The 12,591-nt window shown below is 69.9% G+C and carries 10 protein-coding genes and 1 pseudogene; 3 read left to right on the plus strand and 8 right to left on the minus strand.

Annotated elements, in window-relative coordinates:
* Positions 1-206: 206 nt before the first annotated feature.
* Positions 207-1,766, minus strand: coding sequence for a sigma-70 family RNA polymerase sigma factor (locus AB5J51_RS38515; RefSeq protein WP_369779921.1), 1,560 nt, complete (start codon positions 1,764-1,766; stop codon positions 207-209).
* A gap of 618 nt (positions 1,767-2,384) precedes the next feature.
* Between AB5J51_RS38515 and AB5J51_RS38520 the strand changes: the two genes are divergently transcribed.
* On the plus strand, positions 2,385-4,931 hold the full coding sequence (locus AB5J51_RS38520; protein WP_369780390.1) for an RICIN domain-containing protein: 2,547 nt from the start codon (positions 2,385-2,387) through the stop codon (positions 4,929-4,931).
* Positions 4,932-5,046: 115 nt separating this feature from the next.
* On the opposite strand, the gene AB5J51_RS38525 is transcribed toward AB5J51_RS38520, so the two are convergent.
* From AB5J51_RS38525 to AB5J51_RS38540, 4 genes and pseudogenes are all read right to left on the minus strand, one after another.
* On the minus strand, positions 5,047-5,871 hold the full coding sequence (locus tag AB5J51_RS38525) for a hypothetical protein (RefSeq protein ID WP_369779922.1): 825 nt from the start codon (positions 5,869-5,871) through the stop codon (positions 5,047-5,049).
* Complete coding sequence (locus AB5J51_RS38530) at positions 5,868-6,401, minus strand: SigE family RNA polymerase sigma factor (RefSeq protein ID WP_053788192.1); 534 nt, start codon at positions 6,399-6,401, stop codon at positions 5,868-5,870. The genes AB5J51_RS38525 and AB5J51_RS38530 overlap by 4 nt, the downstream gene beginning before the upstream one ends.
* 124 nt (positions 6,402-6,525) lie before the next feature.
* Entirely contained in the window at positions 6,526-7,428 is a 903-nt protein-coding gene (locus AB5J51_RS38535; protein ID WP_369779923.1) for an expansin EXLX1 family cellulose-binding protein, read from the minus strand.
* 219 nt (positions 7,429-7,647) lie between these two features.
* Positions 7,648-7,857 (minus strand): annotated as a pseudogene (locus tag AB5J51_RS38540) (helix-turn-helix domain-containing protein); the annotation flags it as partial.
* Positions 7,858-7,918: 61 nt separating this feature from the next.
* Between AB5J51_RS38540 and AB5J51_RS38545 the strand changes: the two are divergent.
* Positions 7,919-8,134, plus strand: a complete 216-nt coding sequence (locus tag AB5J51_RS38545; RefSeq protein ID WP_369779924.1) for a hypothetical protein — start codon at positions 7,919-7,921, stop codon at positions 8,132-8,134.
* Positions 8,131-8,478 (plus strand): hypothetical protein, encoded by a 348-nt coding sequence (locus AB5J51_RS38550; RefSeq protein WP_369779925.1) that lies wholly within the window; start codon positions 8,131-8,133, stop codon positions 8,476-8,478. Before AB5J51_RS38545 ends, AB5J51_RS38550 begins: the two co-directional genes overlap by 4 nt.
* A gap of 52 nt (positions 8,479-8,530) precedes the next feature.
* Here AB5J51_RS38550 and mmsB read toward each other — a convergent pair whose 3' ends face one another.
* From mmsB to chvE, 3 genes are all read right to left on the minus strand, one after another.
* Positions 8,531-9,766 carry a multiple monosaccharide ABC transporter permease gene (gene mmsB, locus AB5J51_RS38555; protein WP_369779926.1) on the minus strand — a complete coding sequence of 412 codons (1,236 nt, stop codon included), beginning with the start codon at positions 9,764-9,766 and terminating at the stop codon, positions 8,531-8,533.
* Positions 9,767-9,769: 3 nt separating this feature from the next.
* Positions 9,770-11,335 (minus strand): multiple monosaccharide ABC transporter ATP-binding protein, encoded by a 1,566-nt coding sequence (gene mmsA, locus AB5J51_RS38560; protein ID WP_369779927.1) that lies wholly within the window; start codon positions 11,333-11,335, stop codon positions 9,770-9,772.
* Between the two features lie 103 nt (positions 11,336-11,438).
* A complete protein-coding gene (gene chvE / locus AB5J51_RS38565) occupies positions 11,439-12,533 on the minus strand; it encodes a multiple monosaccharide ABC transporter substrate-binding protein (protein WP_369779928.1) in 1,095 nt (364 codons plus the stop codon).
* Positions 12,534-12,591: the final 58 nt, after the last annotated feature.

The raw sequence follows: 12,591 nt of genomic DNA on the forward strand, positions 1-12,591 counted from the left end.
ATCACAGCGAAGGCTTGTGGAGTGGTACCGATCAGCGGTTGTAGTGATCAGTCTTCAGGCCGTCACGGCGGGGCAGCCGTCGACGAATGCGGATCGGAACCGGTTCGGCGCAGCACTCGGCTCACTGCCGGGTTGAGAACGGCGTGGTGCAGGCCCGTGGTGGTGCAGGATCACCAGCCGTCACTGCGCGAGTCGGTCCAACATGCTCAAGGAGCGGAGGCCCAGGCCCTGCGCATGATGAAGGAAGCCTGACCGGCGAAGGCCCGGGTGCCGTCGGATCCATCGAGCCAGATGCCACCGTCGCGGTGGCGGAGGACCGATCCGGGATAGTTGTGTGCGTGCAGGGTCACCGACCCGGCGACCGCCCCCGGGCTCGGACAGAAGGTGGCGTCTTCACGGAACAGTTCGCTGCCGTCGTTGGTGCTCAGCTGTAGCCGCAGGTCGCGATGGCGCAGATAGCGGCCGTCGGCGGCGCGGAAGGTGACGCACCGAGTGTCGGCCAGCCCCCCGATGACCGTGAAGGTGACACGCTGCCGTGTCTGCGCGCCGCTGGACGCGGAGACTCGGCCGAGCATCGCGAAGTCGCCCGCATAGGTGAGGTACAGGGCGGGGTCGGCCACGGACTCCAGTGACTGTGCGCCCAGCGGAACAGTGCTCGCTGCGGCGGACGGACTCGCCGGGGATGGTCCCGCCGACGTGGTGGTGCGCGACGGGCTCGGCGTGGGATCTCCGACCGGGGGAGCGGCGATGACTCCGGGCACCCGGTGCACCGGTTCGGGCCAGGTCGCGTAGGTGGCGGTCCCGGCGATGAGCACCGCACCGGTGGCGAGGCCCATCAGCTGATGAGCGGTCACCGCGTGGAGTTTGCCGATCAGCGAGCCGTGCAGACCGCTTCCGCCCGTCGCCGAGGTGACGGCGACGTGTGCCGTGGCCGGCCCGGCGGCGCTCGCGGCCGTGCCCGACAGCAGGCCCTTGGCGGCCAGCGCGCCGATGAGTCCGGCCGGGACGGCCAGCGGCGCGAGGCTGAGGAGCAGTAGTTCGGCCGGAACCCGTTCTGACGTCGTCGCCGTGCAGACCGTGCAGCCGCGGGTGTGCCGCGCGATCCGCTTGCGCCACACCGATGCAGGGAGACCGTCCCAGCCGACGACGGTCTCGTTCAATTCCGGACAGCGCGGGTCGGCCTCCAGCGCGGCGACGATCGTCCGGCTCAGTTCCAGCTGCTCGCGCATGCGTTGCAGACGTACTCCGACGTGGGCGACCGTGAGACCCATCGCGGCGGCGATGTCGTCACGGCTCAGCGAGCCGGCGCATTCCTGCCACCACAGCGACAGCAGCACCCGATGGTCCGGGTCGAGCCACCGGCGGGCTTCGACAACCTGACGGCGCTCGTCCGACACATGCAGACGCAGGATCGTCGCGTCCTCAGGTTCGGCGCCGGCGTCCGGTATCCGGAGCGCCTCGTCGATGACCGTGGTCCGGTCGGCGAAGGCGCGTTGCCGCTGCCAGTGGGCATTGATCTGGCGGAGCGTGATCGAGACCAGCCAGGACCGGAAGCTCTCCGGGGAACGCAGGGCGGGCAGGTCGCGCACCACGCGCAGCAGGGTTTCCTGGACGACGTCGTCGACGTCGGCATGGCCGCTCAGCGCTCGCCCGACGATGTTGTAGAGCAACGGCAGGTACGCGGCGATCAGCTTCTCGCGCGCCCGATCGTCACCGGCCTGCGCCGCGACGACCAGCCCCGCGTGGTCCGTATCCATGAGCCCCATTCCCACCTCCCTCAGGGGAGCGATCCGCCGAGTACGGCGCCACACCTCGATTGACCTCGGGTATTCAACCGGGCTGGGTGATCTGACGACAAGTGAGGAGAAGGTGCTCCTGAGCTGCGAGGATCCCAGTGTCTAGGCCGGATCCGCGCAAGAACAGGTGCACCTTCTCGGTGAGCGAGAGTACAGGGTGGAACCAGCGGCTGTCCGTCGCCGCTGACGGGAAGGGGCAGATCCGGCACGCCGGAGCGGTGCTGCTCGGTGCGCCGGCCTGCCGCGGTGACACCGTGTGGTACCAGCCTCGTGCTTACGCCAGCACCAACTGCGCGCGCTGGGCCAGGCCGTCGGTGGTCCAAGGAAGACTTCGGCGGTCGGCAACCTTTTGCGGAGCTGTGGCGACTGACGGGCGACCCGAAGACGATCACACCTACGGATCGTCCGACCACGGCGCCGTATGCCGCTGCGCACCGCTGACCTGAGCGGGTGGGCGAGGCAGGCCCGGAGCAAGGAGCAACCCCCATGAACGAGACGGATCCCACCGCCCACGGTCGCGATCGGCGCACGCACGCGGCCGGTAGCGAGCGACGTGCGCGTGGACGCCACCGCCGGCGCTGGGCGACGATGGGTCTGACGCTGGGTGTGCCCGGTGTGCTCGGCCCCTACCTGCTGTTCGTGCAGGCCGACTCGGAGGCCGCGACGTTGGATTCCGACGCCTACTACGAAGTGGTGTCCGTGCGCAGCGACAAGGTGCTGGACGTGCCAGGTGCGGACGCCTCGGACGGCGCCTGGACCCGGCAGCAGAGCCGCGTGGCCGGTGCCGCGAGTCAGCAATGGCGGCTGAAGCCGACGCGGGACGGCTACTACGAGCTGGAGAACCGCAGCAGCAAGAAGGTCCTCGGTGTGCGGGGTGCGTCCAGACAGTCGGCGGCAGCCGTCGAGCAGCAGTCCGACCACGGTGCCGCTGCGCAGCAGTGGAAGATCGAGGACGTCGGCGGCGCAGCGGTGAAAATCGTCTCCCGGAGCAGCGGCATGGTGCTGGACGTGTGGGGTGGTTCCCGCGGCGACGGCGTGCCGCTCATCCAGTACGCGGATCAGGGCAGCAGCAATCAGCGGTGGAAGCTGGTGAGGGTGGGCGGCCCGGCCGGGTACACCTGGCACAACGCGCAGATCGTCGGTGGCGGGTTCGTCACCGGGCTGGTCTTCAACCCCGCCCGCAAGGACCTGCTGTACGCGCGGACCGACATCGGCGGCGCCTACCGTTGGGACGCGACCGCCGCACGCTGGACCCCCTTGACCGACTGGATCGGCGGAGCCGACTGGAACCTGCTGGGGATCGAGAGCCTGGCGACCGACCCGGTCGACCCGAACCGCCTGTACCTCGCGAGCGGCACCTACACCAACGACTGGGCCGGCAACGGCGCGATCCTGCGCTCCTCCGACCAGGGCAGGACCTTCCAGCGCACCGACCTGCCGTTCAAACTGGGCGGCAACGAGGACGGCCGGTCCATGGGCGAGCGGCTGGTGGTGGACCCGTCCGACCACCGCACGCTCTACCTGGGTACCCGCAAGAACGGGCTCTGGCGCAGCACCGATTACGGCGTGACGTGGAGCCAGGTCGCCGGCTTCCCCGTGAAGGACGGTGCGAGCAGCGGAGTCGGTCTCTCCTTCGTGACCTTCGGCCCGTCCGGCAGCCGGACGATCTACGTCGGGGTGGCCGACAAGACCACCTCGCTGTACCGCTCCACCGACGGCGGCAGCACCTGGCAGGCCGTGCCCGGCCAGCCGAAGGGGCAGCTGCCGCAGCACGGAGTGCTGTCCGGTGACGGCTCGCTGTACCTGACCTACACCAACGCGCCGGGCCCGAACGGCGTGACGGCTGGTTCGGTATGGAAGTACACGCCGTCCACCGGAGGCTGGCAGAACATCTCGCCGTCCAGCGGCGGTTACGGCTTCGCGGGCCTGTCGGTCGATCCGCAGCACCCGTCCACGGTCATGGTCACCACGCTGGACCGCTGGTGGCCCTCGGACGAGATCTACCGGTCGGTCGACGGCGGCGCTTCTTGGAAGGCGCTCGGCGCGACCTCGGTGCGGGACAGCTCTGCGGCGCCCTACGTGGGCACCGGCATCGGTCACTGGATGGGCGCCCTGGCCATCGACCCCTTCGATTCCGGTCACGTGCTGTACGGCACCGGATCGGGGATGTGGGGCAGCAACGACGTGACCGCGGTGGACACCGGGCAGGCGACGCACTGGACCATCCCGGCCAAGGGCCTGGAGGAGACCGCGACGCTCGGACTGATCAAGCCCCCCGGTCTTCCCCTGATCAGTGCCCTCGGCGATGTCAGCGGTTTCCGGCACGAGGACCTGACCAAGGTCCCCTCCAAGGCGCTCTCCGGACCGTTGTTCACCAACACCACCGGTATCGACTTCGCCCAGTCGAAGCCGCAGTTCATGGTGCGGGTCGGTCTCGGCGGCGCGCAGCACGGCGCCTATTCGACCGACGGCGGAGCCGACTGGGCACCGTTCGCCGCGGCGCCGGTGCCCGACGCGGGCGGCGGTTCCGTGGCCGTCTCGGCGGACGGCGCCACCGTGGTGTGGACCCCCGCGGGGCAGGTTCCGTTCTACTCGACCAACCGTGGCTCGACCTGGGCGGCGGCCTCCGGTCTGCCCAAGGACGCGGCCGTGGTGGCCGACCGTTCGGCGGCGAACACCTTCTACGCCCTCAGCGGCGGCACCTTGTACGTCTCCACCGATGGCGGGAAGCACTTCACCGCCCGGGCCACCGGCCTGGGCGCCGGGGAGCTCAAGGCGGTTCCCGGCATCCCCGGTGACCTGTGGATCGCCGGCGCGGGCAGCGGACTGCTGCACTCCACCGACGGGGGGAAGAGCTTCGGCAAGCTGGGCGGCGTGGAGCAGGCGACCGCCGTCGGCTTCGGCAAGCCGGCCCCGGGCGCCGGGTACCAGGCGCTCTACCTCAGTGGGAAGGTGAAGGGCGTCGCAGGGCTGTTCCGTTCCACCGACGGCGGCTCGGCCTGGGTCCGGATCAACGACGACCAGCACCAGTTCGGCGGCAGCGCCATCAGCGTCATCAGCGGCGACCCCGACGTGTACGGGCGGGTCTACCTGGGCGGCTACGGCCGTGGCGTGGTCTACGGCGACCTGTCCTGAACGCCTTGGCCCGTGGGTGGGCGGCGGATGGGAGCCGCCCCTCACGGGCCACTGGCGGTACGTCCGCACATCGCCGGGGCCGCGCCCGCTCAGCCCGAGGGCTGCGGGCGCGGCATCATCGTGCCGGGGAGAAGCCGCCCCAGACCGAGAGGGCGCCGCGGGGACCGTTTGCGTCGACGCGGTAACCGTCGAGCCCGGCCTCGCGCTCGCCGGCGGCGTGGTTGTACTGGCCGGCGAAGACGTGCTGCCCGGCCGGGACCGTACGGCCCGGCTTGAGGATCCAGCGGTAGACCACGGCTGCGCCCTCGTCCCGGACGGTGACGGTGAAGTCGTCCGCGGGCAGCGTCCGCCAGCCGCCGGTGCTCTGTACTCCGCCGGTCTGCGCGATGCGCAGCTCCACGGTGAGCGCGGTGAGCGGCTCGGTGGTCTTGAGGGTGATGTCGCTCTGCGCCCAGTAGGGGTTGCTGTTCGCGGCCAAGGAGCCGGCCGACCGCAACGGCCCGTCCTGGACGCGCGCGCCGCCGGGGCCGGCCGAGCCGGCGCCGCCCGACGCCGCGGGGCCGGGGCTCGTCGGGGACGAGTGGCCCGGCGCGGTGGAGCCGCCGGTGGTGGGAGCCAACGGGGTCGAGCGGGGGGTCCGGGACGCGGACGGCGCGGAGGGCGCCGGGGACGCGGGCGGCGCGGCGGGGGTGGCCGAGACGTCCGGCCGGGCCGGCGGTGACTGGACGATGGCGGCGACGGCGAAGCCACCGACCGCCAGGACGCCGGCCGTGGCGAGGGAGGCGAGGGCGACCCCGCGCCAGGGCCGCGCGCCCGGCGATTGGCGCCGGCGGGCGGGGGCGCCGGCCATGCCGCGTTCCACACGGGCCAGGATCCGGGCGCGGTCGGGCTGATGGGCCTCGGCGGCCGTGCGCAGCTGCCGGGCGAGTTCCTCGTTCAACGGCTCCTCCTCCCCGTCAAAAGTTCCCCGGACGCTCCTGTGTTGCCCAGCATCCGTTCCAGTTCGGCCATCCCCTTCGAGGTCTGGCTCTTCACCGTACCGACGGATATGCCGAGCGCCAGCGCGGTGTCCTTCTCCGACAGGTCGAAGGCGTGCCGCAGGACCACGCATGCCCGCTTCCGGAAGGGCAACCGGGCGAGAGCGGTACGGACGTCCACCACGGAGGCCACGTCCGGACCGTCCGACGGCTCCACGCCGCGGGACCAGAACAGGGCGATCCGGCGGCGCTCGCGCACCGCGCTGCGGATCCGTGACCGGGCCAGGTTGGCGACGACGCCACGGGCGTAGGCGAGGGGGTACTCGGCCTGGCGCAGCCGGTCCCAGCGCTGCCACAGGGCGATCAGGGCGTCCGCGGCCAGATCGTCGCCGCCGTCCGACTCGCCCGTCAGGAGATGGGCGAACCGGGCGAGTCCGGCGTAGTGGCGTTCGAAGAAGTCGTGGAACTCCGCGGACGCGTCATCGGGGACCATGTCCGTCGGTCGCCCCCTCCGAAAATGTGTGCGTTAACATTCGGGCGGCAGCGTACCAGGGCCCGTTCGATCAAGGGTCACTCCCGTGCGCCACCGTGGATCCGCCGTCCGAGGCGGCGCGGTCTCAGCGCGGGGCGAACTGGACCCGGGTCGGTTGTGCGACGTTCGGCAGCAGCGCGGTCCCCTCGACCGTCAGCTGCTCTCCGTAGATGTCGGTGATCCTCATCGCGCCGCCGCACCCGCTGCCGTCGGCGGAGAGGAAGTAGTTGTAGTCGGTACGAGGAAGTTTCCGCCAGCCCTTGGTGGTGCGCACCTCCAGCCGTACGACCGGATTCCGGTGGCCGATCACCTGGATGCCGCACCAGTGGGGGCTGGACCCCGTTTTGTACCGGATGGACATCGTGCCGGGGGCTGAGGGGCTCAGCAGGCTCCAGGTGATCGGAATACGGCCGAGCTTGGGATCGGCCAGTTTCGCGAACGCCTGTTCGCTGAGGTCCAGTTGTCCGGGTGCGCAGGGCAGTGGGCATTCGTTGGTGATCCGGACCGTGATCGAGGCGCCGCTCGCTGCGCGGACGCGCACGTAAGCGCCGCACGCCCTGGACGACTCGTAGTCGGTGGTGTTCATGGCCGCGATCATGAGGTCGTCGCTCGGGCCGAACAGGCATGCGCCGTTGCCGTCGGCGGCGGCGTAGGCGGTGGCGACGCCGCTGTAGGTGGTACCCGGCTGGATGCGTCCTGCCGACGGCGCCGTGGTCGACGCCGACTTCGGGGGCGCTTCCGCCGAAGGCGGTGGCGCCGCGGCGGTCGTCCCCGTGGTCGCGGTCGGGGTGGGCGCCGCTCGCGAGCTGTCCGTCGAGGGCGCTGGGCTCGTCGGGGCCTGGGGCGTGGCTCCCGCCCCGGTGGCGGCGGTGGCCGCCACGTCGGCCCTGACCTCGCCCCCGGCCTCCGCCTTGGGGCCGGGGCGCATGGTCGTCACCAGGCAGGCGAGGACCCCCACGATGGTCAGCAGCACCGTCGCGCCCCTCATCAGTCTCTGTCTCTGCCTGCGCTGCCGCGCGGCCTGCCGTGCAGTCTGCATGTCCGTCCGTTCGAAGATCCGAGTCGAGGTGCGCTGCTGGGTTGCCGCAGGATGCGGAAAGGTTGCCGACGGGGAGAAAGCGGGGGCGGCGGGTCCTGCGGGGCGGCCCGGCAGTCGCGTCCCGTGCCGGTCGGACCACGGGGCGGGGGAGCACGGGGAACCGGACTGGGCGGCGCGGATGGCGCGCGGAGAAGCCCCGAGCGCGCGGTGGCAAGCCTTGTTGAACGCTTGGAGGTCGGGAAGGCCGACCGATGCGGCGACGGCGGGGACGGAGAGGGTGGTGGCCTGCTGCAGGAAGTGGCGCGCCCGTTCCATCCGCCGGGCCCGGATGTAGCCGACGACCGTCTCTCCCGTCGCAGCGCGGAAAGCCGCGTCAAGGGGGCCGGAGCAACGAGAGCGACACGATGCGCTACATGTTCAAGTCCGATTCAACCCAAGGGTGGGTCAACAGCGCCTGCGGAACACCTCTGATCTCGACGACCCGCAGGTGGCTGCGGAGCTGGACGCGATGCTCCCGTGGGACGAGATGGAGGCCGGCCGGCTGGAGCGGTTCAACCGCATCCTGCTGTGGCGGGTGCTGACCGGCGACGACGACTTCGACCTCGACCACTGGGTGAGCAGGGTCTCCAACCGCCCTGCGGAGGGGCAGGCATGACGACCGAAGAACGCCGCCCCGAGCGGACGGAAGGCACCGCGCCGGTGCTGCGGCAGCAGGTGTTGGTCCTGTACCTGGCCACCTCGGCACTGGACTCCCATGTCGTGGGCTGGTCGCTGTACGACGGCACGGACCGCACCTCACCGACCACGGGCGATAGCGACGTGCCGCCGTACGAGTCGGGGGAGGCGGCGCTCCGGGCGGGCTGGCGGCTGATCCAGGCCGCACAGCTGCTCCCGCCCTACCCGGGTCAGGAGTACGACGTCTCCTTCCTCAAGCACGAGTTCTTCTTCGAGCGGATCGTTGACGCGCGAGCGGAGCCGCGGGAGCCGGGGTGCCGATAGGCGAGGCCCCCTCCTCGTGCGGGCGGCGGCGCCGAGCAGGGGAGGGGCCAGGTCAGGCCCCTGCCTTGCGCTTGTTGTAGACGTCGAAGCCGACGGCCGCCAGCAGTACCAGGCCCTTGATCACCTGCTGGTAGTCGGTACCCACGCCGACCAGCGACATGCCGTTGTTCAGCACGCCCAGCACCAGACCGCCGGTGAGCGCACCGAGGACGGTACCCACACCGCCGCTCGCGGAGGCGCCGCCGATGAAGGCTGCGGCGATCGCCTCCAACTCGAAGTTGATGCCGGCCTGCGGCGTACCGGCGTTGAGCCGCGCGGCGAAGACCATCCCGGCCAGGGCCGCGAGGACGCCCATGTTCACGAAGGCGAGGAAGACGACCCGCTTGCTGTTCACCCCGGACAGCCTCGCTGCGGCCTCGTTGCCGCCGATGGCGTAGGTGTGCCGGCCGAGGATCGAGTTGCGCATCACGTATCCGAAGCCGACGAGCAGGACGCCGAGGATCAGCAGGACGATCGGCACGCCGTGGTAGCTGGCCAGCAGCAGCGTGAAGGCCACCACGGCCGCGGTGATCGCGCCGAGCTTCACGAGGAACAGCCCTACCGGGAGCGGTTCCAGCCCGTACGAGGCGGCCCGCCGCCGTCCGCGCACCTCCTGCAGGATCGCGACGGCCAAGACCACGAGGCCCAGCAGCAGGGTGAGGTTGTGGTAGTTGGTGTGGGGGCCGACGGCGGGGAGGAAGCCGCTGCTGATGTTCTGGAAGCCCTTGGGGAACGGCGCCACCGACTGGCCCTGCAGGAGGATCTGGGTCCCACCGCGGAACAGCAGCATGCCGGCCAGCGTGACGATGAACGAGGGGATCCCGAGATAGGCGATCCAGAACCCCTGCCAGGCTCCGGCGAGAGCCCCGATCAGCAGAGCTGCCACCAGCGCCACGGGCCACGCCATCTTGTGCTCGACCATCATCACCGCCGCGGCCGCCCCGACGAAGGCGGCGAGCGACCCGACCGACAGGTCGATGTGCCCGGCGATGATGACGATCATCATGCCGATGGCCAGGATGAGGATGTAGCCGTTCTGCTGGATCAGATTGGTGATGTTGAGCGGCTGGAGCAGGATGCCGTCCGTCCAGAACTGGAACAGCAGCACGATCAGCGCCAGTGCGAGCAGCATCCCGTACTGGCGCAGGTTGCCGCGCAATGCTCGGGCGAGTACGGCACCGGCCGACGGTCGTTGGCCGGTGCCCGGTGTGCTGGGCGTGGTGTCCGAGGTGGTCTTGGTCTGGGCCATGCCTCACACCTGCTTGTCGGGGGATGCTGCACTCATGGTCATGAGCCGCATGAGGGATTCCTGGGTGGCGTCCGCGCGGCTCACTTCACCGGTGATCCGGCCTTCGGCCATCGTGTAGATCCGGTCGCACAGGCCCAGGAGTTCGGGGAGTTCGGAGGAGATGACGAGTACCGTCTTGCCCTGGGCGGCGAGTTCGGCGATGACGGTGTAGATCTCCGCCTTGGCACCGATGTCGATGCCCCGGGTGGGCTCGTCGAGGATCAGCACCTCCGGCTCGGCGAAGATCCACTTGCTGAGGACGACCTTCTGCTGGTTGCCGCCGCTGAGCTTGCCGGTCTCCGCGAACACCGAGGGTGCCTTGATGTTCATGGTCCGCCGGAACGATTCGGCGATCCGCGCCTCCTCGTGCCGGTCGACCCAGCCCCGCCGGGCGACCTTGCCGAGGGCGCTCAGCGAGATGTTCCGACTGATGTCGTCGCTGAGGTTGAGGCCGAGCTGCTTGCGGTCCTCGGTCACGTACGCGATGCCGTGCCCGATCGCCTCCGGCACCGTCCGGGTACGGACCTCTCGGCCGTGCAGCCGCACCCGGCCGCCGGTCCACCGTCCGTACGAGCGACCGAAGACGCTCATGGCCAGTTCGGTACGGCCGGCGCCCATGAGGCCGGCGATGCCGGCGATCTCCCCTCGACGGACGTTGAGCGAGACGCCGTCGACCACCTTGCGCCGGTGGTCGATCGGATGTTGGACGCTCCAGTCCTCGATCTCGAAGGCGACCTCGCCCATCTCCGCCCCTGGTGCCGAGTAGGGCTGCCGCTCGGGGTAGCGGTGTTCCAGGTCGCGGCCGACCATGCCACGGATGATCCGCTCCTCGGAGATGCCCTCTGGACCGATCGCGATGGTCTCGATGGTCCGCCCGTCGCGCAGGATGGTGACGGCGTCGGCAACCCGGGCGATCTCGTTCAGCTTGTGCGAGATGAGGATGCAGGAGATGCCCTGGGCCTTGAGTTCGAGGATCAGGTCGAGCAGCTTGCGGCTGTCCTCGTCGTTCAGGGCGGCCGTCGGCTCGTCCAGGATGAGCAGCTTGACCTTCTTGGCGAGCGCCTTGGCGATCTCGACCAACTGCTGTTTGCCCACGCCGAGGTCGGCGATCCTGGTGTGCGGGCTCTCCTCGAGTCCGACCTGCCGGATCAGTGTGGCGGCGTGGGTCAGCGTCCGGTGCCAGCTGATGACGCCCCGGGTGGCGTGCTCATTGCCGAGGAAGATGTTCTCGGCGATGGACAGGTAGGGCACCAGCGCGAGTTCCTGGTGGATGATGACGATGCCGCGCTGCTCGCTGGCCCGGATGTCCCGGAACCGGCAGGGCTCGCCCTCGAAGTAGATATCGCCCTGGTAGCCGCCGTGGGGGTAAACCCCGCTGAGTACCTTCATCAGCGTGGACTTGCCGGCGCCGTTCTCACCGCAGACGGCGTGTACCTCACCGGCGCCGACGGTCAGGTTGACCTCGGAGAGGGCCTTGACACCGGGAAACGTCTTGCTGATCGACCGCATCTCGAGCACGGGTCGGGCCATGGTTGTGCATCCGTATCGTCGGGGCGGTGCGGTGCCCGGGCGGTCTCCCGGGCACCGCACCGCCGTTTCGTCGTCGCCGGACCCGCCGGTCGGACTCCGGGGGCTACTTGAGCTGGTCGACGGTGTACTGGCCGCTGTCCACCAGGACCTTCTGGTAGTTCTCCTTGTCGACGCTGACCGGCTGGAGCAGCTGCGCCGGTACGGTCTTGACGCCGTTGTCGTACTGGCTGGTGTCATTGACCTCGGGCTTGCCGCCGGTCAGCAGCGCGTCGCCCATCTGGACGGCGGCCTTGGCCAGTTGGCGGGTGTCCTTGTAGACGGTCTGGGTCTGCTCGCCCGCGATGATCGACTTCACGGAGGCCAGCTCGCCGTCCTGGCCCGTGACGACGGGCAGCGGCTGGCCGGCGCCGTAGCCGACGCCCTTGAGCGAGGAGATGATGCCGATCGAGATACCGTCGTACGGAGAGAGCACGGCGTCGACACGGGCGGCGGTGTACGACTTGCTCAGCAGGTTGTCCATCCGGGACTGGGCGAGACCGCCGTCCCAGCGCAGGGTGGCGATCTGGCTGAGGGAGGTCTGACCGCTCTGCACGACCAGCTTCTTGTCGTCGATGTACGGCTTGAGGACGCTCATCGCGCCGTTGTAGAAGAACGCGGCGTTGTTGTCGTCCGGTGAGCCGGCGAACAGCTCGATGTTGAAGGGACCCTTGCCGTCCTTGAGGCCGAGCTTGTCGACGATGTAACTGCCCTGGAGGACGCCGACCTTGTAGTTGTCGAAGGTCGCGTAGTAGTCGACGTTCCCGGTGCCGCGGATCAGCCGGTCGTAGGAGATGACCGGGACGTGGGCGTCGGCGGCCTTCTGCAGCACGTTGGTGAGCGAGGAACCGTCGATGGCGGCGATCACCAGCAGCTTGGCCCCCTTGGTGATCATGTTCTCCACCTGGGAGACCTGGTTCTCCACGACGTTGTCGCCGTACTGGAGGTCGGTCTTGTAACCCTTGGCCTGGAACTCGTGGACCATGTTGTTGCCGTCGTTGATCCAGCGTTCCGACGACTTGGTCGGCATCGCGATGCCGATGAGGCCGCCTTTGGCATCCCCGCCACCCCCGCCCTCGCCTGCTCCGTTGGCGCTCTGGCCGCAGGCTGCCAGCGACAGAGTCAGGCCCAGGGCGACAAGGCTCGCTGAAAGCTTCCGCACACTTCCTCCAGTGATGTTCCGCGACCGGCACAGTGCGACCCGGCTGGGAGAACCGGAA

The organism is Streptomyces sp. R33 (assembly GCF_041200175.1).
GTDB lineage: Bacteria > Actinomycetota > Actinomycetes > Streptomycetales > Streptomycetaceae > Streptomyces > Streptomyces katrae_B.